Consider the following 21916-nt stretch of genomic DNA (forward strand, 5'->3'; position numbering starts at 1 on the left):
GGTCGACACGCCGGAGCCGATGACTCGCCGGAGATCAGGCGAACAGACCCCTGGATCCCATCACGGTGTCGGGCTCGAGCCGGATGACGACGCGGCGCGGATTGACCCGCGGCGGCCGATAGCGTTCGGCGTACAGGGCCTCCGCCCGTGCGACTTCCGCCGGGTCGCGCTCGATCGTCGCCCGTCCGGCGACGCTGAGCCAGCGCGGACCCGCCACCTGCGCGATGGTCGCGCGCGAGTCCCGCTCGATGTTGCGCACCTTCTGGGTGCCGTCCGACGTGATCACCCGCACGACGCCGTCGTCGACGGTGAATCCCACGGCGACGGCATGGATGAGGCCGTCGCGGGCGATCGTCGACAGTGTCGCGAGGTGGTAGTCGGAGATGAACGCGAAGCCGTCGTCGGTCAGGGTGGTCAGGGTCGGCACACCCCATCTTCTCCCGGCGCGCCCCGGTCACGCGCGGCCCGAGTCTCTCGGATCCGCCGGCGCGAGCGGATACCTCCGCCGCAGCAGCACCCGCTGCACGAGCGTCCATGCGACGGTCGTCGCCAGGTAGAGGCCGGCAGCGAGCGGCACGAACAGCGCGACGACCGCGGTCGCGAACTGCAGGACCCCGGCGAGCCGTGCCATTCCGGCGCCGGCCAGGGCCGAGGCATCCGGTGCGTCGTCGACCGGGGGACGGAACGCGCGGCGCGTGATCTCGGCGGTGATGACGATGACGGCGAGCACGGCGGCGAAGACGCCGAGCGCGCCGAGAGAGACCGTTCCCGTCACGATCACGCCGGTCAGGCTCGCGCCCAGCGGCACGCCGAGCAGCTGCTGGGTGAGAAGGCCGTTGGCGTGGCCGGCGATCGTCGAATGGAGGAACAGTGTGTAGACGATCGCGATGACCGGCGCCTGCGCGAGCATCGGCAGGCATCCCGCCAGGGGGGAGGCCTTCTCGTCCGCGTAGAGCTTCATCGTCTCGCGCTGCAGCCGTTCCCGATCGCGCTTGTGGCGCTGCTGCAGAGCCCTGAGCTTCGGAGCGAGGCGGCTGCGGGTCTGCTCGGCCTTGGCCTGGGAGACCCCGACGGGGATGAGTGCGACGCGCACGAGGAGGGTGAGCAGGACGACGGATGCCGCGGCAGCCGCCGATCCCGTCAGCGGCTCGAGAAGGGCCGCGAGGCCCATGAGTCCGGCGTAGGCCGCGTCGAGGATCGCGGCGATGGGTGGGAAGGCGTAGAGGTCCAAGAGAGGTGTCCGTTTCGTCGATGCCGATGCGTGGCGTATGGCCACGACGGCGCCGGCGGACACGTCGGGATCCGCCCGGGTGGGCGGTGCGGACGTGCGTCGGAGGCTACGCGGCCGAGGCCGCGGATCCCGGGGCTCGCGGTCGCGAATGACCCGGGGCATCCGGATGACTCTGCGCGAGGCGCGTGGAGTCGTCGATCCCGCGCTCGGGAGTCGGGGGTGTGCCGCGGGCGTGCAGCGTCCCTCCGAACGCCGTCAGCATCACGGCGACGAGGGCGAGAGCGGTCACGGCGAGGACGGCGAAGGCGGCAGCTCCCGGCTGCGGTACGGCGGTGGCGCCGACGATCTCGAGGAGGAGGCGCAGCGCGACGCCGAACGACTCGAACACGGCACCGCCTTTCCCTCACGGATGCCGTCACGCTAGCACCCGCGGATCCACAGCGCCTCCGCCGGCTCCTCCCCGGCATCGGCGAGGCGCCGATCCTCCCCGGTCTCACCCGATCGGGCCCGCTGTCAGGGGGATCGGGCAGGGTGGAACACATGACCGCGACGACGACGACCCGCGACGAGGCGCGCGAAGTCCTGCGCGCGCTCGTCGGCCGCGAAGACGCCGACTTCCACGAGGGGCAGTTCGAGGCGATCGAGGCGCTCGTCGATGGACGCCGGCGCGCGCTGGTCGTCCAGCGGACCGGGTGGGGCAAGTCGGCCGTGTACTTCGTCGCCACACTCCTGCTGCGTCGGCGGGGTGGCGGGCCGACGGTCCTCGTCTCGCCGCTGCTCGCGCTGATGCGCGACCAGATCGCCGCCGCCCGGCGGGCGGGGGTGCGCGCCGTCGCCATCAACTCCACGAACGCGCACGAGTGGCGCGATGTGATCGCGCAGCTCGACGCCGACGAGGTCGACGTCCTGCTCGTGTCGCCTGAGAGGCTCAACAACCCGTCGTTCCGGGATGAGCAGCTGCCCGATCTTGTTCCGCGCATCGGCCTGCTCGTCGTCGACGAGGCCCATTGCATCAGCGACTGGGGTCACGACTTCCGGCCCGATTACCGCCGCCTGCGCGAACTCATCGCGCGGATGCCCGACGGGGTGCCGGTCCTGGCGACGACCGCGACGGCGAACAGCCGGGTGGTCGCCGACGTCGCCGAGCAGCTCGGGGCGAGCAGCGATGCACCGGCCGACGTGCTCACCATCCGCGGACCGCTCGCACGCACCTCGCTGCGCCTGGGCGTGCTGCGTCTGCCCAACGCGCCCAGCCGCCTCGCCTGGCTCATCAATCACCTGGGCGACCTGCCGGGATCCGGCATCATCTACACCCTCACCGTGTCGGCGGCCACAGACACGGCGCGCCTTCTCCGCGAGCGCGGCTACGACGTCCGCGCGTACACCGGGCAGACCGATACCGACGAGCGGGAGGAGTCCGAAGGGCTGCTGAAGGAGAACCGGGTCAAAGCCCTCGTCGCCACCAGCGCTCTGGGCATGGGATTCGACAAGCCCGACCTCGGCTTCGTCGTGCACCTCGGTGCACCGTCGTCTCCGGTCTCGTACTACCAGCAGGTCGGGCGCGCGGGCCGCGCAACCGCATCGGCCGATGTGCTGCTGCTCCCCGGGGCCGAGGACCGCGACATCTGGCACTACTTCGCCACAGCCTCCATGCCCGATCGCGAGCGGGCGGAACGCGTGCTGAACGCGCTGTCGGCGTCGGCAGGCCCGATGTCGACGCCGGCGCTCGAGGCGGTGGTCGACATCCGCCGCACGCCGCTCGAGCTGCTGCTGAAGGTGCTCGACGTCGACGGCGCCGTCGCGCGCGTGCAGGGCGGGTGGATCGCCACCGGTGCGCCCTGGGACTACGACGAGGAGCGCTACCGCCGCATCGCGGCCGAGCGCGTGGCGGAGCAGCGCCACATGATCGAGTACGAAGAGACCTCGTCCTGCCGCATGGAGTTCCTGCAGCGCTCGCTCGACGACGAGACGGCCGCCCCCTGCGGGCGGTGCGACAACTGCGCGGGCGCCTGGTACCCGACCGGCGTGGCCGCCGAGGCGACGGATGCCGCGACCGCCGCCCTCGACCGGGTCGGGGTGGCGATCGAGCCGCGCCGGCAATGGCCGACCGGCGCCGACCGGCTCGGGCTGCCGGTCAAGGGCCGCATCCCCGCCGACGAGCAGGCTCAGGAGGGCCGAGCCCTCGCGCGCCTGACCGACCTCGGCTGGGGCGGAACGCTGCGCGACCTGTTCGCGGCCGACGCGCCCGACGCGCCCGTGCCGCCCCAGGTCCTGACGGCGTGCGTCCGGGTGCTCGCCGAGTGGGGGTGGGCGCAGCGCCCCGTCGCGGTGGTGGCGATGCCCTCGCGCAGTCGCCCGCAGCTGGTGGACTCGCTCGCCCGCGGCATCTCCGAGATCGGCCGGCTGCCCTACCTCGGCCGGCTGGAGCTCGTCGACGGCGGCCCGACGGGCCAGCCCGGCGGCAACAGCGCCTTCCGGCTCGCCGGAGTGTGGGACCGGTTCGACGCCTCCGCGCTCGATGTGCCCGCGGGGCCGGTGCTGCTGGTCGACGACGCCGTCGACAGCCGGTGGACGCTCACCGTCGCCGCTCGCACGCTGCACCGTGCCGGTGCGGGCGCGGTGCTTCCCTTCGCCCTCGCGCTTCGCGGCTGAACCGGAGCCGGGACGCCGGGCCGCGTCATCCGTCGTCTCTGCGGTCTCCGACGTCGAAGTGCCTCGACGTGCCGCGTGCGCCCGGTCTAGACTTGCCCGCGTGTTGACCTGTCGCTGTTGTCGCCCTTGCCGGTGAAGCTCCCGCTTCGCCCACGCCCCCGCGACCCCCGACTGATCTCCCCGCGCACGCGCGCGGCAACACCGAGGACACATCTGTGCGTTACGCCGAAAGCGTGGCCGACCTCGTCGGCAACACCCCTCTCGTCCAGCTGACCCGCGTCACCGGCGGCATCGCCGCGACCGTGCTCGCCAAGGTCGAGTACTTCAACCCCGGCGGCTCGGCGAAGGACCGCATCGCCCGCCGCATCGTCGACGCCGCCGAGCGGGACGGACTGCTGAAGCCGGGCGGCACCATCGTCGAGCCGACCAGCGGCAACACCGGTGTCGGCCTGGCGCTGGTCGCCCTTCAGCGCGGCTACCGCATGATCTTCGTCGTGCCCGACAAGTTCGAAGGCGCCAAGGTCGATGTGCTCCGCGCCTATGGCGCCGAGGTCGTCGTCACCGACACGAGCGTGCCGCCCGACGATCCGCGCTCGTACTACAGCGTGTCCGACCGGCTGGTGAGCGAGATCCCGGGGGCCTTCAAGCCGAATCAGTTCGCGAACCCGAACGGGCCACTCAGCCATTACGAGACCACGGGGCCCGAGACCTGGCGCGACACCGACGGCCGGGTCACCCACTTCGTCGCAGGGATCGGCACCGGCGGCACCATCACCGGCACCGGGCGGTATCTGCACGAGGTGTCGAGCGGCGCCGTGCGGGTGATCGGAGCCGACCCCGAAGGATCGATCTACTCGGGCGGCCCGATCCACGGGTACCTCGTCGAGGGGGTCGGCGAGGACTTCTGGCCGGGCTCGTACGACCCGTCGGTGCCGGATCGCATCCACCGCATCTCCGATGCCGAGTCGTTCGCGATGACCCGCCGCCTCGCGCGCGAGGAGGGGCTGCTCGTCGGCGGATCCAGCGGCATGGCCGTCGTGGCTGCGCTGCGCGAGGCGCGGGATCTGCCGGCGGACGCCGTGGTCGTCGTCCTGCTTCCCGATCACGGCCGCGGCTACCTCAACCGCTTCTACGACGACGACTGGATGCGCGAGCACGGCTTCGACGTCCCGGCATCCACCACCCCTCACGAAGGAGACGACGCATGAGCGACCCCACGACCCACCGGGGATTCGAGACCGCCGGCTTCGATACAGCCGCGGTGCACGCCGGTCAGGCCTTCGACCCGACGACGGGGGCCGTGATCCCTCCGGTGCACTTCTCCACCACCTACGCGCAGGACGGCATCGGCGGGCTTCGCGAAGGCTACGAGTACGGGCGCAGCGGCAACCCCACGCGCACCGCGCTCGAGACCCAGCTCGCCGCCCTCGAGGGCGGCGCCCACGCGCTGTCGTTCGCGTCGGGGCTCGCCGCCGAGGACGCACTGCTGCGGGCGGCGCTGAAGCCGGGCGACGAGGTGCTGCTCGGCAGCGACGTGTACGGCGGCACGTACCGGCTCATCGCGCGGGTGCTGGGCGACTGGGGCGTCGGTGTCCGGGTGGTCGACATGAGCGACCTCGACGCGGTGCGCTCGGCGCTCGAGGAGCGTCCCGCCCGGGTCGTCTGGGTCGAGACGCCCAGCAACCCGCTCCTGCGCATCACCGACATCGCCGGCCTCGCCCGGCTCGGGCACGACGCCGGCGCCCTCGTCGTGGTCGACAACACCTTCGCTTCACCGGCGCTGCAGCAGCCGCTCGCCCTCGGCGCCGACGTCGTCGTGCACTCGACGACCAAATACCTCGGCGGGCACTCCGACGTCGTCGGCGGAGCGCTCGTGCTCGACGACGACGCGCTGTACGAGCGGGCGAAGTTCCTCCAGTTCGCGGTCGGCGCCGTGTCGGGCCCGCTGGACGCCTGGCTCACCACGCGCGGCATCAAGACGCTCGGCCTGCGCATGCAGCGGCACAGCGAGAACGCCCAGGCGATCGCCCGATTCCTCGACGCTCACTCCGCCGTCGCCCGTGTCTACTACCCGGGGCTCGCCACTCACCCGGGGCACGAACTGGCCGCCGCGCAGATGAGCGGGTTCGGCGGCATCGTGTCGGTCGCACTCGAGGACGCGGCATCCGCTCGCCGCTTCGCCGAGTCGACCCGGCTCTTCCAGCTCGCCGAGTCGCTCGGCGGCGTGGAGTCGCTGATGAACTACCCCGACGAGATGACCCACGCCTCGGTGCGGGGGACCGAGCTCGCCGTCCCGCCGGAGGTCGTGCGCCTGTCGGTGGGCATCGAGACCGCCGCCGACCTCATCGCGGACCTCGACGAGGCGCTCGCGACCCTCGGTCGCTGAGCTTGTCGCTCGGTCGCTGAGCTTGCCGCTCGGTCGCTGGGCTTGTCGCTCGGTCGCTGAGCTTGTCGAAGCGCCCTTCGACAGGCTCAGGGACCGGGTGAGGAAGCGCCCTTCGACAGGCTCAGGGCCCGGGTGAGGAAGCGCCCTTCGACAGGCTCAGGGCCCGGGTGAGGAAGCGCCCTTCGATGGGCTCAGGGCCCGGGTGAGGAAGCGTCCTTCGACGGGCTCGGGGACCCGGGTGAGGAAGCGCCCTTCGACGGGCTCGGGGACCGGGACGGCTCAGGGAGCGGCGGACCGTAGGCTCGGGAGCATGACCGCGAGCCCCGGCATCCTCTCCCCGCTGGCGCAGCCGCTGCGGATCGGCGCGATGACGGTGCCGAACCGGATCATGCAGACCGCGCACTCGAAGCAGTACTCCGACCGCGTCGAGTCCGACCGCGAGACGGAGTACTACGTGCGCCGGGCGCGCGGCGGCTGCGGGCTCTTCGTCGCGGGCAACCACTTCGTGCACCCGTCGGGGTCGATCCGCGGATTCCAGGACGCCTTCCGTCCCGAGTCCGTGCCGGCGGCGAAGAAGATGACGGATGCCGTGCACGAGGCCGGCGCGAAGATCCTGGTGCAGCTGAACCACCACGGCGCGCAGGCCCAGCCGGACGGACCCGACGGGCCGCGCGCGGTCTACGCCCCGTCGCGCCTGCTCTCGCCCTCGACCGCCCACGCGACGCGCGAGATGGATGCGGCCGACATCGCCGCGTTCGTCGAGGGCTGGGCGACGTCGGCGGCGCACGCGCGCGACGGCGGCTTCGACGGCGTCGAGATCCACATGGCGCACGGATATCTCCTGCATCAGTTCCTCTCCCCGCTGTACAACGCGCGTACCGATGGGTACGGGGGTGACATCGAGGGCCGCACCCGGTTCCCGCGCGAGGTGCTGCGGGCGGTGCGGGCGCGCGTCGGCGACGACTTCACCGTCGGCATCCGCATCGTGGCGAACGAGTTCCGTCCCGGTGGCCCCGACGGCGCTGGTCTGAACAGCGCCGGCCTGGATGGTGCCGACATGCGCGCGATCATCGCGCGGCTCCGGGCCGGGGCCCGCATCGACTTCCTCGATCTGGCGGCGGGCGGCTATCACAACGTCCACTACGTCTTCCCGTCGTCGCCGATGCCCTTCGCGTGGCTGCGCGACGATGTCGCCGCCGTCAAGGCCGCGAACCCCGACGTTCCCGTCTTCGGAGTGGGGGCGGCGCGCTCGGTCGAAGAGGCCGAGGAGGTCGTCCGCGACGGCATCGCCGACATGGTCGCGCTCACCCGCGCGCAGATCGCGGACCCCGACCTCGGCCGCAAGCTGCTAGGCATCGAGCCCGTCTCGCCGGACGGTCGCGGCATCCGTCACTGCATCCGTCTGAACCAGGGATGCCTCGGCCGCGGCAGTCGCGGACTCGCCATGTCGTGCACCGTGAACCCGATCGCCGGGCGAGAACGCGAGCGCGGCGAGCGACCGCGGGCCGCGGCCGTGCAGCGGTGGATCGTCGTGGGCGGCGGACCGGCCGGCATGCGCGCCGCTGTCGAGCTCGCGGCCGACGGGCACGCCGTCACCTTGCTCGAGCGGGAGGACGAGCTGGGCGGACAGCTGCGGCTGGCGCGCCGCGTTCCCGGGCGCGAGAGCGTGGGCCTGCTCGTCGACGATCTCGAGCGCGACCTGGCGTCGACCGGAGTGGATGTGCGGCTCGGCGTGCTGGCTGCCGCGGAGGAGCTCCGCGCCGCGGCACCGGACGGCATCGTCGTGGCGACCGGCGCGGTGGCACCGCGGGCCACGTCGCTCGCTCTCGGCGGGGCGTACGCCGGGGGATTCCCGGCGGCGGGCACGATCGACGCGTTCGCCGCGGCAGCCCTCACGCTGCATAACCCGCGCGCTGTGACCGGCGCGGAATCCCCGCTCGGCCGACGGATCGCGGTGGTGGATGCCGATGGCACCGCCTATGCGGCCGGCATCGTGCTGACGCTGCTCGAGGCGGTCGACGAACTCGAGCTGGTGACGCCGTTCGAGACCGTGTTCCCGCACATCGGCGCAGGATACGACCGCCCGCTGCTTCTCGAGCGCCTCGGCGCGCACGGCGGGTTCCGCCGCACCCCGGCGCAGCGCGTGGACGCGGTCGGGCTCGGCACTCTTGCGCTGACCGATTCCGTGACCGGTCAGGTGACCGTGCTCGACGGACTCGACACGGTCGTCGCGATCGAGCCGCGCGCCTCCGTCGGCATCGCCGGGATGATGGATGCCGCGGCGTCTCCGCTCGCCGGGCCTGCGGCATCCCTCACGCCTGATGCGTCGCCGCGGATCGTGACGATCGGCGATGCGTTCGCCCCGCGCACGATCGACGCCGCCATCTTCGAGGCCGTCGAGCTCGCTTACGACGTCGCCGGACTCGCGACTCTTCGCGCCTGACCCTCCCCCGCGCCTGCGCCACCCGGGTGCGCGCTGGCATCATCCGGCGGGGGACGGCCGCGCCCGCTCAGTACGCTGAATCTCGTGGACCCCGTCGCGGCAACGCTCGTCATCCTGGTTCTCGCGGTCGCCGCCTTCGTGAGCAACCGCGTCCCGATCGGCGTCGTCTCGATCGGTGTGGCGCTCGCGCTGTTCTTCACCGGCGTGCTCACACTCCCGGAGGCGCTCGCGGGGTTCGGGGATCCGACGGTGCTGTTCATCGCGGCCCTCTTCGTCGTGAGCGAGTCGCTCGACGCGACCGGAGTGACGGCGTGGGCGGGGCAGAGGGTGATCGGTCGCGCCGGCTCGACCCGCAGCCGACTGCTGCTCGTGATCGCGCTCCTCGTGGCCGGGCTCACGGCGCTCATCAGCATCAACGGGGCGGTGGCGGCGCTGCTGCCGCTCGTCGTGGTCGTCGCAGCCCGCGCCGGAATCGCCTCGTCGAAGCTGCTGATGCCGCTCGCCTTCGCGGCCTCGGCGGGCTCCCTGCTCCTGCTCACGGGCACACCGGTCAACATCCTGGTGTCGGACTTCGCCATCGGCGCGGGCGGTCGGCATTTCGGATTCTTCGAGTACGCGCTCGTCGGCATCCCGGTCCTGGCCGGCACCATCGTCATTCTGCTGCTCGGCGGCCGCCTCGTGCCCGATCGGCCCGCTGCCCGCATGCCGTTGGACCTTGTGCGCCACGCGCGTCTGCTGCGTCAGCAGTACTCGCTCTCGCTCGACACAGGCACGATCCTCGGACCTGTGACCGGTGTCACGGAAGTGGTCGTGGCGCCCCGCTCACCGCTCATCGGCACACGCGTGTGCGCGGGCATGACCGATCCCGACGGTGACCTCGTCGTCCTGGCAGCGCGCCGCGGCGACGAGCTGCTGAAGGGCACCGAGTTCCTCGTGCAGGCCGGCGACGCCCTGCTGCTCCAGGGCGCGTGGGACGACCTCTCGCGGCGATCGCGCGAGCCCGGGATGCTCGTCGTCGACGACCCGCAGCGGCTGCGCCGCTCGGTCCCGCTGGGACGGGGCGCCAAGCGGGCGATCGGCATCCTGCTGGGGATGGTCGTGCTCTTGGCGACCGGGCTCGTTCCGCCCGCCGTCGCTGCGCTCCTCGCGGCGTGCGCACTGGTCCTGACGCGGACGGTGAGCGTGACGCAGGCGTACCGCTCGATCTCGTGGACGACCGTGGTGCTGATCGCGGGCATGATTCCGCTGTCGACCGCGTTCATCGCGACCGGCACCGCGGATCTCGTAGCCGGATGGATGCTGTCGATGCTGGGCGACGCCGGACCACATGCCGCCTTGACCGCACTGTGCGCCCTGGCTCTCGTCCTCGGTCAGCTGATCAGCAACACGGCAACCGTGCTGATCGTGGCTCCGATCGCGATCGCCGTTGCGCATTCGATGGAACTCTCGGTGCAGCCGTTCATGATGGCTCTCGCGGTGATCGGCGCGGCGGCGTTCCTCACGCCGATCGCGACGCCGGCCAACCTGATGGTGATGGAACCGGGAGGCTTCCGCTTCGGCGACTACTGGCGGCTCGGGCTGCCGCTTGCCCTCTTCTTCTTCGCCATGGCGGTGCTGTACGTGCCGCTCGTCTGGCCGTTCTGACCGACCCGGTGGTGCGCGGCGCTCCGGAGGTTCGGGTCACCCGGAGCGCCGCGGGTCGAAGGGGCTCAGGCGGCCGACCAGCCGCCGTCGCTCGCGAGCACGACGCCGTTGACGTTCACGCCGTCGTCGCTCAGCAGGAACGTGATCGAGGCCGCCAGGGCGTCGGCGCTCACCGGCGTCGGCATGACGGCCATCGCGGTCTGCACGCGGCTCGCGCCCAGCGGCGACGCGAACGACGCCTCGATGTTGGTGATCGTCGGGCCGGGCGCGACGGCGTTGACGCGGATGCCGCTGGGACCGTACATGAAGGCGCTGGACTTCGTCAGGCCGACGACCGCGTGCTTCGAGGCGGTGTAGGCGACCCCGGCGGCGGAGCCGCGCAGCGCGGCCTCGGACGCGGTGTTGACGATCGATCCGCCGCCCTGCGCGAGCATGCCGGGGATGACCGCGCGCATGAGCTTCATGGTGCCGTCCACGTTCACGCGGAAGACACGCTGCCACACGGCATCCGTCACCTCTGCGACCGGCGTCATGTCGTCCATGATCCCGGCGATGTTGGCGAGCCCATCGACGGTCCCGCCGGCGGCCCCGATGATCCGGGCCACGCCGGCGTCGTCGGTGATGTCGGCGACGAGCGGCACGATGTCACCGTCTGCGTGCGCCGCGACGAGCTCGTCGAGCCGCTCCTGGCTCACGTCGACGGCGACCACGCGGCCGCCCTCGCGGGCCACGCGCGACGCCGTCGCCCGGCCGATGCCCGATCCGGCGCCCGTGACGATGATGGTCTTGCCGGTGAACCGGCCCTGATCGATGCGCTCCGTCCACTGCCGCTTCGGAACGGCGGGAGCGGATGCCTCGGCCCCGCCGCTCTCGCCGGGCGCCGCTTCCGGACGCTCGGTGGTGGCGACCTGCTGGACGAGGTGGTCGAGCGCCTCGCGGCTGAAGGCGCCGCGGCTGAGCTCGACGAGCTTCTCGAGGGGGAGGCCGGCGACGGGCGCCAGCGCGTCCGCGCTCTGCCCGCCCTGTGCGAGGAGGTCTCGCAGGATCGGACCGCCGATCGGATCGTCGAGCCAGGTGGCGATGGTGGAACCGCCGGTCGGCGGGGTGCTGGTGCTCATGAGTGCGTCCTTTCTACCGGACAACTATGTCCGGTACTAGGCTACACCCGTGTCGAACTCCGCTCCTCCCCGGGCGATCCCCTCTCGTCAGAACCGCGGTCCTGCCGCCGCGGCCGACAACCGCCGGGCCCTGATCACCGCCGCGCGCGAGGTGTACGCGGAAGGCGGGCTCGGCGCCCCGTTCAGCGCCGTCGCCAAGCGCGCCGGCGTGGGACAGGGGAGTCTCTACCGGCACTTCCCGGATCGGATCTCGCTGGCCGTCGCCGTGTTCGAAGACAATGTGCGCGACCTCGAGGAGTACACCGCGTCGTACGACCGGACCGTCGATGACCTGCTCGATCGGGTGGTGGACCAGGCCGTGGTCTCGACGGCGTTCATCGAGCTCATCACCGCCGACATGAGCGATCCGCGGGTCGCGGGTCTCGGCGAGCGGTTCTACCGGCTGGTGGCCGGCGTGGTCGCCCGCGATCATGCGGCCGGGCGGGTCGGAACCCACATCGACACCGACGACGTGACGATGGCGACCGGGATGCTGGCGACCGAGCTCGCGCGAGCCGATGCAGCACAGCGGCCCGCCGTCGCAACGCGTGCGCGGGCGCTCTTCCACGCCGCCTTCGCGCCGCGCTGAACCGGGTTCGAGCCCGACTATGCTCCTGGCATGGGCAGGTTCATCTACGACACGAGTGGCAACTCGATCGACATCGACGACCGGACGCTCGCTCACCTCCGCATCGTCATGATGAACAAGCTCCGCCGCTCGGAGCCCTTCATGTTCGACGTCGAGGTGGGGGACGGCAGCGGCCGGCGCAGCTACTGGATCGCGCCGGCGGTGCCGCTGCAGTTCCACTTCTTCGGCAGCCGTCCGCCGCGCATCAACCGCCTGTGGGTCGAAGAGCTCATGCTCGCCGCCAGCGGACCGGGAGGACTGACGATCCTTCCCGAGCCGTCGGGAGAGGCGGAGCCCGAGGTCGGCTGAGCCGAGATCGGATCGGCCGATTCCGGGTGAGCGGCTCGGCTCTCAGCTGCTGGTGAGCGTCGTGGACGGGATGTCGCCGCCGGCCACCTTGAGGTTGTCGATCTCGAGGTTCTCGACCTCGACGGTGCCCAGCGTCACGTCGCCCGAGTCGTCACCGTCCTGGATCGTGGGAACGGGGCCGGTGTCGAAGTGCTCGGCGACGAGCATGATCCCCCCGGAGGAGTTGGCCGAGTTCGCCAGCTCTTCGATCCACTCCCGGCTCAGCTCCGTCGGGTCGGGATCGTCGAAGACGAACCGCAGCGGGATCGACGGATGCAGCCAGATCGTGCTGCGGCCCCGCGGCTGGTCGTCGGGGTGACGCCACGAGACCGTAAAGCTCTCGTCACGCCGAAGCTTCGTTGCGATGACGACCTTCAGGTGCGCCAGCGTACGGTCCTCGATGTGGATCGGCATGGCCGATCCACCGTAGTAAATCGTGCCCACGCGCTTACCCTAACCCTCCGGACGCACCGCCGCTGGCATGTGGTATAGCGACGCAGCGGGCGCCGTCCGGACGCCGTCGTCCGTCAGAGGCGAGTCCAGGCCTCCGTGAGGACGCTGCGCAGGATCTGCTCGATCTCGTCGAACTCGCTCGGACCGATCGTGAGAGGCGGTGCGAGCTGGATGACGGGATCCCCTCGGTCGTCGGCGCGGCAGTAGAGGCCGGCGTCGAACAGGGCCTTCGAGAGGAATCCGCGCAGCAGGCGCTCGGACTCGTCGTCGTCGAAGGTCTCCTTCGTCGCCTTGTCCTTGACCAGCTCGATGCCGAAGAAGTAGCCGTCGCCGCGCACGTCGCCGACGATCGGGAGGTCGGTGAGCCTCTCGAGCGTCTTGCGGAAGACCGGCGAGTTCTCACGGACGCGTTCGTTCAGGCCCTCCTCCTCGAAGATGTCCAGGTTCTCCATGGCGACCGCCGCCGAGACCGGGTGACCGCCGAAGGTGTAGCCGTGATAGAACGCGGTGTCGCCGTGGGCGAAGGGCTCGTAGATGCGGTCCGACACGATGGTGCCGCCCAGCGGCGAGTAGCCGCTCGTGACGGCCTTGGCGAACGTGATCATGTCGGGCTGGTAGCCGTACGCGTCGCACGCGAACATGTGGCCGATGCGGCCGAAGGCGCAGATGACCTCGTCAGACACCAGCAGCACGTCGTACTTGTCGCAGATCTCGCGGACGCGCTGGAAGTACCCGGGAGGCGGAGGAAAGCAGCCGCCGGAGTTCTGCACGGGCTCGAGGAAGACGGCCGCGACGGTGTCGGGCCCTTCGAACTGGATCATCTCCTCGATGCGATCTGCGGCCCAGACGCCGAACTCCTCGAGGCTCGAGGTCGGCGCGCCCATGTCGGACGCGCGGTAGAAGTTGGTGTTCGGCACCCGGAACCCGCCGGGCGTGAGCGGCTCGAACATGGCCTTCATCGCGGGGATGCCGGTGATCGCGAGCGCGCCCTGCGGGGTGCCGTGATACGCGACCGAGCGCGAGATCACCTTGTGCTTGGTGGGCTGGCCCTGCAGCTTCCAGTAGTACTTGGCGAGCTTGAACGCCGTCTCGACGGCCTCGCCGCCGCCGGTGGAGAAGAAGACCTTGTTGAGATCGCCGGGAGCGTAGTCGGCCAGCCGATCGGCGAGCTCGATCGCCGCGGGGTGGGCGTACGACCAGATCGGGAAGAACGCCAGCTGTTCGGCCTGCCTCGCCGCCGTCTCGGCCAGGCGCTTGCGGCCGTGGCCCGCCGCGACGACGAACAGGCCCGAGAGGCCGTCGATGTAGCGCTTGCCCTGCGAATCCCAGATGTGGTGACCCTCGCCCTTGACGATGATGGGCACGCCGGGACCTTCGGTCATGACGGACTGGCGTGCGAAGTGCATCCACAGATGGTCCTTCGCCATCTGCTGCAGCTCCGCGTCGCTGCGGACAGGGCGCTGGGTAACGGATTGCTCGGTGGTGGACATGGCAGGCCTTCCGTCTGACGTTCTCCCCACGCTACTCGCGTGCCCGGCGCAGCGGCATGCGACGGTTCGTCCGGTTCGGGCGCCCGATGCGGCGGACCGTCCGTCCTCAGCTCGATCCGCGGGGGACCAGCCGCGTCGGTCGGACGATGGGCTCGTCCGGCAGCGCCCCGCCGTCGGCGGCCTCGGCGAGTGCATCGACCGCCGCCGCCGCCATCTCGCGGATGGGCTGGCGCACGGTGGTGAGTGGGGGCGTCAGCCAGCGCGCGCCACGCAGGTCGTCGAAGCCCACCACGAGGACGTCGTCGGGGATGCGGCGTCCGGCTGCAGCCGCCGCGCCGTAGACGCCGGCGGCCATCTCGTCGGTGCAGGCGAACACCCCCAGTCGCTCGCCCGGTGGAAGCGCGCGCAGCAGCGGGAGGACGGCCTCCCGGGCGCTCGCCGCTCCCCAGTCGCCGCTGACCACCGTGGCTTCCGTGTCGGGGCTGAGGGTGTGCAGCCCCGCACGGAAGCCCTCGTGCCGGGCTCGTCCGAAGCGGTACGCCGGCGTGCCCCGAACCACTGCGAAGCGGGTCGCTCCGCGCGAGATCAGGTGCGCCGCGGCCGCCCGGCCGCCCTCGTGATCGGTGGTGCGCACGCTCGCGAGGCCATGGAGCGATTCCGCCCGGGGATCCAGCAGGATCACCGGGATCTCGGCATCCGCCAGCGCCGCCAGCTGAGACGCGGTCGGCGAGACGAGTCCGAGCACCACACCGGCCGACCCGCGGCGGCGGATGCGCATCGGCCAGTCGTCGTCGGGACTGTCGCGCTCCTCGGTGAGCACGAGGTCGTAGCCCGCGGCGGCCGCCGCGCTGCGCGCTCCGGCGGTGACCTCGTCGGAGTAGGGGTTGTGGAAGCCGCTCAGGACGAGATCGATGAGGCGAGCGGATGCCGCGGGCCGCCCGCCGCCGGAGGGGTCCCGGCGATACCCCATGCGACGCGCGGCGGCCAGAACCCGCCGCCGTGTGCCCGGGGAGAGGTCGCCGCGGCCCGAGAGCGCGCGCGAGGCGGTCGCGACGCTGACGCCCGCTTCGGCCGCGACGCTCGCCAGGGTGACTCGCATGCCTCCAGTTTTGCGCAAGCTTCTCGACCGGCGCGACCACCGGTGGCATGTTCGGAGGGCAGGGAGCTCGCACGATGACGATGACGATGACGACACGAGGAGCAGGCTCATGACCCGATCGGCGCTGATCGTCCGTGGCGGCTGGGACGGACACCACCCGGTGGAGGCGACGGACCTCTTCATGCCGTTCCTGCGCGACTCCGGGTTCGACATCACGATCGAGGAGTCGCCCGACGTCTACGCGGACGCAGCCCGGATGTCGCAGACCGACCTCGTCGTCCAGTGCGTGACGATGTCCGAGATCTCGGGGGAGGCGGTGGCCGGGCTCCGGTCCGCCGTGGCCGCGGGCACCGGCCTCGCCGGCTGGCACGGCGGCATCGCCGACTCGTATCGCGCGAGCTCCGACTACCTGCAGCTGGTCGGCGGGCAGTTCGCCACGCATCCGTCGAAGCATCCCGACGAGGTGCACGGAGGCGAAACCGACAACTACCTCGAGTACACGGTGCAGCTGACCGAGCTCGGGCGCGCGCACGAGATCACCGCGGGGCTCGACGACTTCTCGCTGCGCACCGAGCAGTACTGGGTGCTCCACGACGATCTGAACGACGTGCTCGCCACCACCACGCACCCGGTGCAGCCCTATCACCCGTGGCACCGCGCCATCACCTCCCCGGCGGTGTGGACCCGTGAATGGGGCGCCGGGCGCGTGTTCGTCGCGACTCCCGGGCACAGCGTCGATGTGCTCAGCGACCCGAACGTTCGCACGATCATCGAAAGGGGCATGCTGTGGGCATCGCGCACCCGGTAGGCATCGTCGGTCTCGGCGTCATCTCACGGCAGTACCTCGACACGCTCCTGGGGTCTGATCAGGTGCGCGTCGTCGCCGTCGCAGACCTCGACGCATCGCGTGCGGCCGCCGTGGCCGAGCGCATCCCCGGCTGCCGTGTGCTCACGACGGCCGAGCTCGTCGCCGACGACGAGGTGCAGACCGTGCTCAACCTCACGATTCCCGCCGCCCACGCCGAGGTAGCGCTCGCTGCGATCGCGCACGGCAAGGACGTCTACGGCGAGAAGCCGCTCGCGGCGACGCTCGCCGATGCGATGAGCATCGTGGATGCCGCGACGCGAGCGGGCAGGCGCCTCGGGTGCGCGCCCGACACGGTGCTCGGCACCGGCGTCCAGACCGCTCGAGCGGCGATCGAGGACGGCCGCATCGGACGCCCCGTCTCGGCGGCCGCGATGTGGATCTCGCCCGGCCACGAGCACTGGCACCCGCAGCCCGACTTCTACTACCGCGAAGGCGGCGGGCCCCTCCTCGATATGGGTCCGTACTATCTCACGAGCCTGGTGCAGCTGCTCGGCCCCGTCGAGGCGGTTTCGGGTGCCGCGTCGCGGTCGCGCGCCGAGCGGGTCATCGCCACCGGTCCGCGCGCGGGCGAGTCGATCGGAGTCGAGGTCGACACGCACCTGACCGGCATCCTGCACCACGCCTCCGGCGCGCTCTCGACGGTCACGATGAGCTTCGACGGCGTCGCGTCGACCGCTGCGCCGATCGAGGTGCACGGTGTGACCGGCTCCCTCGTGGTGCCCGACCCCAACCACTTCTCCGGCGACGTGCTGCTTCAGCCGCACGGGGAGCAGTGGCAGACCCTTCCGCCCGCCGCCGGATACGTCGATGCCGGACGCGGTGCCGGACTGATCGACCTCGTGAGCGGCGCCGGCCGTGCCAGCGGCGAGATGGCGCTGCACGTCCTCGAGATCATGACGCTGCTCGGCGTCTCGGCATCCTCCGGCGTGCGGGAGCGGCTCGCCACAACGGTGACCACGCCCGACCTCGTGCCCCTGACACCGGTGGCGCAGTGGCGCGGGGCTGTTCCGGCATCCCTCTGAGGCGTCGGCGACCTCGCTCAACAGGACGACGGGGCCTGCCCAGGAGGTTCGGCGAGCGAGACCTCCTGCGCAAGCCCGGTCGACCTGTCGAAGCGTGCGCCGCTCGTCAGGCCACGCGCTCCCTAACGCCGCGCACCACGGTGGCGGTGGCGACGCGGGGATCGTCGAGGCCGACCTCGTAGAGCGCTCCGGTGACCGTGAGGGCGGCCGTGGTCTCGCGCTCCGCGCAGGACGGTCCGACCCACAGCGTGATGTCGCCGGGCTCGACGATGCGACGGCCCTGCACGCCGGTGAACGCCAGGCGCTGCGTGGGAACCTCGAAGCGCACGACGGCCTCCTCACCGGCTTCGAGCGCGATCCGCTCGAATGCGAGCAGCTGCGCGACGGGGCGCGTGACGCTGCCGACCTCGTCGCGCGCGTAGAGCTGCACGAGATCGGTGCCCGATCGCTCGCCGGTGTTGCGGACGCGCACCGAGACGGTGAAGGATGCCCCGGCAGCGACGTCGCCGTCCACCTCGAGGGCGTCGCGAGAGAACGTCGTGTAGGTGAGTCCGTGGCCGAAGGGCAGCAGGGGGTCCGAGTCGGCGCTGGTCACATCGGACGAGCCGCCCAGGGTCGGATGCAGGTACGAGTACGGCTGCGCGCCGGCGGCGCGGGGGAGTGACACCGGCAGGTGACCCGAGGGTGAGGCGGTGCCGGCGAGGACCGCTGCGATCGCGCCGCCGCCCTCCTCTCCCGGGAAGAACGCCTGCAGCACGGCGGCCGGGCGCGGAGCCGACGCGTCGGCCCACGGGCTCGGGGTCGAGCCCGTCGGGACCGCACCGAGCCCGGTGACGGCGCCGCCCTTCACGGCTCGCTCGGGAAGCGCCCATCCGATGGCGTAGGGCCGCCCGGTGAGCAGGACGAGCACGACCGGCGTGCCGGTGGCGCACACCGCCTCGACCAGCTCGCGCTGGATGCCGGGCAGCTCGAGGGAGTCGACGTCGTTCCCCTCGCCGACCGTGCCGCGGCCGAACAGTCCCGCCCGGTCGCCGACGACCACGACGGCGACGTCGGCGGCCCGTGCGGCCTCGACGGCGGCAGCGATGCCGGAGCGATCGTCGCCCTCGACCTCGCACCCGGGCTCGTGCACGATGACGGCGCCGGGGAACTCGGATGCCAGCGCGTCCTGGACGGTCGGCAGCGAGACGCCGAGCGGCGAGTCGGGATGATGGGCGAGCACGTGGTTCACGAAGGAGTAGCAGCCCATCAGCGCCTCGGAGCTCGCGGCATTGGGGCCGATCAGCGCGATCCGGTCCGTTCGTCCGGCGCCCAGGGGCAGCAGTCCGTCGTTGCTGAGCAGGACGAGGGACTCCTCGGCCAGCGCGCGGGCGATGGCGCGGTGTGCGGGCGAGTCGAGGTCGACGCGGCTCGGCGGCGTCTCGAACCGCTCGTCGAGCAGGCCGAGGTCCTCCTTCTGCGCCAGGACGCGCGCGACGGCGCGATCGAGCACCTCGGGGTCGAGGATGCCCGCCCGCACGAGTTCGGGGAGCGCCTCGAAGGCGTCGGCGCTGGGCAGCTCGACGTCGATCCCCGCCTCGATCGCCTGACGTGCCGCGTCGGCGCGATCCGCGGCGACCTGGTGCATCGTCTGAAGGAACGCGATCGAGAAGTAGTCCGAGACAACGACGCCGTCGAATCCCCACTCGTCGCGCAGCAGGTCGGTCAGGTACTGCGTGGTCGCTGCCACCGGGATGCCGTCGATCTCGGAGTACGAGTTCATGACGCTGCGGGCGCCGCCCTCGCGCACCGCCATCTCGAACGGCGGCAGCAGCACGTCCGCGATCTCGCGGGCGCCGGCCTGCACCGGCGCGTGGTTGCGGCCGGCGCGTGAGCCGGAGTAGCCGACGAAGTGCTTGAGGGTCGCGTGGACGCCCTCGCTCTGCAGCCCGCGCACGTATGCGGTGCCGAGGACTCCGACGAGATAGGGATCCTCGCCGATGCACTCGTCCACGCGCCCCCAGCGAGGATCGCGGACGACATCGAGGACGGGAGCCAGGCCCTGATGGATGCCGAGCTCACGCATGGATCGCCCGATGGTGCGGCCCATCTCCTCGACGAGTGCGGGGTCGAAGGCGGCACCCCAGCCCAGAGGCGTCGGGAAAGTGGCCGCCTTCCAGGCGGCGAGCCCCGTGAGGCACTCTTCGTGCACGATGGCGGGAATGCCGAGACGGGACCGCTCGCGGAGCCGCCGCTGCTCGCTCCAGAGCCATTCCGCGCGCTCCACCGGCTCGACCGGACGCGTGCCGTAGACCCGGGTGAGATGGCCTAGACCGTGCGCGGTCGCCTCTTCGTAGCGGGTGGAGGTCTGCATCTCACCGGCCATCGGAGCGACGACCTCGTCGCCCTGGTCGACCCAGAATCCGACGAGCTGCGCCCGCTTCTCCTCTAGGGTCATCTGCGCGAGCAGGTCGCGGACGCGCGGCGATGCCGCCCGTGCCTCATCTGAATACACGTGGTTCTCTTTCTTCGAGGAGACGGATGCCGCGGCATCCGTCTGATCAGCCCTTGACCGCGCCGGTGAGTCCGCCCACGATCCGTCGTTCGAACACGCTGAAGAAGATCAGCGCAGGGATCATGGACAGCGAGGTGAAGGCGAGCACTTTGGCGGTGTCGACCGAGTACTGCGACGAGAAGGACTGCACGCCGAGCGGCAGCGTGAAGGCGACCTCGTTGTTGAGGATGAACAGGGGCAGCAGGTAGCTGTTCCAGCTGCCGATGAAGGCCAGGATGCCGGTGGTGATGACGCCCGGAAGCGAGAGCGGCAGGACCATGCGCCAGAAGAACCCGATGCGACTGGCGCCGTCGATGAACGCCGCCTCCTGGATCTCATCGGGGATCGCGCGCAGGAACGGCACCAGGATGATGATCGTGGTCGGCAGCGCGAAGGCGATCTGGGGGAGGATGACGCCGCCGAGCGAGTTCATCAGCCCCAGGTCGCGCACCACGATGTACAGCGGCGTGATGGCGACCGTCAGGGGGAACATGAGTCCTGCGGCGAAGACGGCGTACAGCACCCCGCGCCCGGCGAACCGGTAGCGCGCGAGCACATAGCTGGCCATGAGGCCCAGCACGACCACCCCGATCGTGGTCGCGAGCGCCACGATGGTGGAGTTGAGCACCTGCCGCCAGAAGATCCCGCCGGTGAGGACGTCGATGTAGTTCGCCGCCACCCAGGGGCTGGGAAGCCCTGCCGGGTCGGTCGTGATCTGGGCGTTCGTCCGGAAGCCGCCGAGGATGATGTACCCGATCGGGACGAGCATCAGTCCGACGGTGATGAGGGCGACGAAGTAGACGATCGGGCTCGCCCAGGGCAGCGCCCCGCGGTCGTCGCGGCGGCGGCCGCCCCGTCGGGAGCGTCGGGGACGGACGGCGAGGCCCTCGGGGATCGCCGTGGTGGGGAAGGCGGTCATCGGCGGTTCCTCTTGTCTTTCTTGCCGTCGGTGAGGGCTCCCTCGGTGTCGCGACGCAGGACGAAGCGCTGGTAGATGAGGGCGACGACCAGCGAGATCACGAAGATCACGACGGCGACGGCGTTGCCGTAGCCGAAGTTGCCCGCGTTGCGGCCCTCCGAGACCATGTAGGTCGCCATCGTCGAGGTGCCCGCCGTGGCGGCGATGTACTGGCCCCAGATGATGTACACGAGGTCGAACAGCTGCAGCGAGCCGATGATCGACAGGAACGCCCAGATCCGCAGCGTCGGCCCGAGCAGCGGCAGCGTGATGCGCCACTGGATCTGCCAGAAGGAGGCGCCGTCGATCGCGGCGGCCTCGGAGAGCTCCTCGGGGATGCCCTGCAGCCCTGCGAGGAAGAGGATCACCGCGAAGCCGACGTACTTCCACGTGATGATGCCCATCAGCGTCCAGATCGCGATGTCGGGGTTCGAGAGCCAGTCGTTGGCGAGGAAGCCCAGGCCGATCTGCTCGAGGAACGCGTTGAAGGCGCCGCTGGTCTGGAGCATGAGGCTCCACCCCGTGCCGACGACGACCTCGGAGATCACGTATGGCACGAAGATGAGGACTCGGATCAGGGACTGGCCCCTCATCCGGCGGTTCAGCAGAAGGGCCAGCAGAATCGCCACCGGCCCCTGGAGGACGAGCGAGAACACGACGATGAAGCCGTTGTGTCCGAGTGCCTCGAGGAAGGCCGGATCCTGGAGGATCGTGAGGTAGTTGCGCAGTCCGATGAAATCGGTCGGCGGCCCGTACCCCTGCCAGCTGAAGAAGCCGTAGTAGGTGGCCATCACGACCGGGAAGATCACGAAGCCGAGGAACATCACCAGGGCGGGGCCCACCAGCAGTGCGATCTCGGCTCGGACCCGCCAGCCGACGCCGCGGGGGCGTCGGCGGGCGGGGGCGACCGGTGCAGGCGACGAGGCGTCGCCTGCACCGGCCGGCGCGAACTTCCGCGGCGTCACCTCATGCTCCGCAGAGCTCGCGCGCGTATGCATGTCGTT

18 protein-coding genes and 1 pseudogene are annotated in these 21916 nt (G+C 71.2%); 9 read left to right on the forward strand and 10 right to left on the reverse strand.

From position 1 onward, the window contains the following. Window positions 1-34 precede the first annotated feature (34 nt). The 3 genes from WYM_RS04980 to WYM_RS04990 all read right to left on the reverse strand — a co-directional run bounded on the left by WYM_RS04980 (window position 35) and on the right by WYM_RS04990 (window position 1619). A complete protein-coding gene (locus WYM_RS04980; RefSeq protein WP_019179731.1) occupies window positions 35-427 on the reverse strand; it encodes a pyridoxamine 5'-phosphate oxidase family protein in 393 nt (130 codons plus the stop codon). A 27-nt stretch (window positions 428-454) separates the two neighbouring features. After that, complete coding sequence (locus WYM_RS04985; protein ID WP_026059561.1) at window positions 455-1231, reverse strand: YidC/Oxa1 family membrane protein insertase; 777 nt, start codon at window positions 1229-1231, stop codon at window positions 455-457. Window positions 1232-1337: 106 nt separating this feature from the next. Continuing rightward, window positions 1338-1619: a DUF6412 domain-containing protein gene (locus WYM_RS04990; RefSeq protein WP_019179733.1), complete on the reverse strand. Its 282-nt coding sequence runs from the start codon at window positions 1617-1619 to the stop codon at window positions 1338-1340. Between the two features lie 152 nt (window positions 1620-1771). Between WYM_RS04990 and WYM_RS04995 the strand changes: the two genes are divergently transcribed. From WYM_RS04995 to WYM_RS05015, 5 genes are all read left to right on the forward strand, one after another. Further along, the gene (locus tag WYM_RS04995; protein WP_019179734.1) at window positions 1772-3883 is read left to right on the forward strand and encodes a RecQ family ATP-dependent DNA helicase; all 2112 of its coding nucleotides are present in this window, start codon (window positions 1772-1774) and stop codon (window positions 3881-3883) included. Window positions 3884-4098: 215 nt separating this feature from the next. Continuing rightward, entirely contained in the window at window positions 4099-5091 is a 993-nt protein-coding gene (locus WYM_RS05000) for a pyridoxal-phosphate dependent enzyme (RefSeq protein ID WP_019179735.1), read from the forward strand. Continuing rightward, the gene (locus WYM_RS05005) at window positions 5088-6269 is read left to right on the forward strand and encodes a cystathionine gamma-synthase (protein WP_019179736.1); all 1182 of its coding nucleotides are present in this window, start codon (window positions 5088-5090) and stop codon (window positions 6267-6269) included. Before WYM_RS05000 ends, WYM_RS05005 begins: the two co-directional genes overlap by 4 nt. Window positions 6270-6579: 310 nt before the next feature. Further along, on the forward strand, window positions 6580-8712 hold the full coding sequence (locus tag WYM_RS05010; RefSeq protein WP_019179737.1) for an NAD(P)-binding protein: 2133 nt from the start codon (window positions 6580-6582) through the stop codon (window positions 8710-8712). Window positions 8713-8796: 84 nt separating this feature from the next. Then, window positions 8797-10356: an SLC13 family permease gene (locus WYM_RS05015; RefSeq protein WP_019179738.1), complete on the forward strand. Its 1560-nt coding sequence runs from the start codon at window positions 8797-8799 to the stop codon at window positions 10354-10356. 65 nt (window positions 10357-10421) lie between these two features. Here the strand turns inward: WYM_RS05015 and WYM_RS05020 are convergent, their stop codons facing one another. Then, window positions 10422-11474, reverse strand: a complete 1053-nt coding sequence (locus tag WYM_RS05020; protein WP_019179739.1) for an SDR family NAD(P)-dependent oxidoreductase — start codon at window positions 11472-11474, stop codon at window positions 10422-10424. A gap of 49 nt (window positions 11475-11523) precedes the next feature. On the opposite strand from WYM_RS05020, the gene WYM_RS05025 reads away from it, so the two are divergent. Beyond that, window positions 11524-12102, forward strand: a complete 579-nt coding sequence (locus tag WYM_RS05025; protein WP_019179740.1) for a TetR/AcrR family transcriptional regulator — start codon at window positions 11524-11526, stop codon at window positions 12100-12102. A gap of 30 nt (window positions 12103-12132) precedes the next feature. Next, window positions 12133-12450, forward strand: a complete 318-nt coding sequence (locus WYM_RS05030; protein WP_019179741.1) for a hypothetical protein — start codon at window positions 12133-12135, stop codon at window positions 12448-12450. Between the two features lie 180 nt (window positions 12451-12630). Here WYM_RS05030 and WYM_RS19305 read toward each other — a convergent pair. From WYM_RS19305 to WYM_RS05045, 3 genes and pseudogenes are all read right to left on the reverse strand, one after another. Next, a pseudogene (locus tag WYM_RS19305) lies at window positions 12631-12933 on the reverse strand (hypothetical protein); the annotation flags it as partial. Between the two features lie 83 nt (window positions 12934-13016). Beyond that, complete coding sequence (locus WYM_RS05040; protein WP_019179743.1) at window positions 13017-14432, reverse strand: aspartate aminotransferase family protein; 1416 nt, start codon at window positions 14430-14432, stop codon at window positions 13017-13019. 106 nt (window positions 14433-14538) lie between these two features. Further along, on the reverse strand, window positions 14539-15531 hold the full coding sequence (locus WYM_RS05045) for a LacI family DNA-binding transcriptional regulator (protein WP_019179744.1): 993 nt from the start codon (window positions 15529-15531) through the stop codon (window positions 14539-14541). Window positions 15532-15640: 109 nt separating this feature from the next. Between WYM_RS05045 and WYM_RS05050 the strand changes: the two genes are divergently transcribed. Both WYM_RS05050 and WYM_RS05055 read left to right on the forward strand, forming a co-directional pair. Continuing rightward, a complete protein-coding gene (locus WYM_RS05050; RefSeq protein WP_019179745.1) occupies window positions 15641-16339 on the forward strand; it encodes a ThuA domain-containing protein in 699 nt (232 codons plus the stop codon). Further along, a complete protein-coding gene (locus tag WYM_RS05055; RefSeq protein ID WP_019179746.1) occupies window positions 16318-17421 on the forward strand; it encodes a Gfo/Idh/MocA family protein in 1104 nt (367 codons plus the stop codon). The genes WYM_RS05050 and WYM_RS05055 overlap by 22 nt, the downstream gene beginning before the upstream one ends. A 106-nt stretch (window positions 17422-17527) precedes the next feature. Here the strand turns inward: WYM_RS05055 and WYM_RS05060 are convergent, their stop codons facing one another. The 3 genes from WYM_RS05060 to WYM_RS05070 form a co-directional block, all read right to left on the reverse strand. Next, entirely contained in the window at window positions 17528-19858 is a 2331-nt protein-coding gene (locus WYM_RS05060; RefSeq protein ID WP_051008068.1) for a beta-glucosidase, read from the reverse strand. Window positions 19859-19961: 103 nt separating this feature from the next. Beyond that, window positions 19962-20873: a carbohydrate ABC transporter permease gene (locus WYM_RS05065; RefSeq protein ID WP_019179748.1), complete on the reverse strand. Its 912-nt coding sequence runs from the start codon at window positions 20871-20873 to the stop codon at window positions 19962-19964. Continuing rightward, the gene (locus WYM_RS05070) at window positions 20870-21910 is read right to left on the reverse strand and encodes a carbohydrate ABC transporter permease (protein WP_019179749.1); all 1041 of its coding nucleotides are present in this window, start codon (window positions 21908-21910) and stop codon (window positions 20870-20872) included. Before WYM_RS05070 ends, WYM_RS05065 begins: the two co-directional genes overlap by 4 nt. Window positions 21911-21916 lie beyond the last annotated feature (6 nt).

The organism is Microbacterium yannicii PS01 (assembly GCF_000304335.1).
GTDB lineage: Bacteria > Actinomycetota > Actinomycetes > Actinomycetales > Microbacteriaceae > Microbacterium > Microbacterium yannicii_A.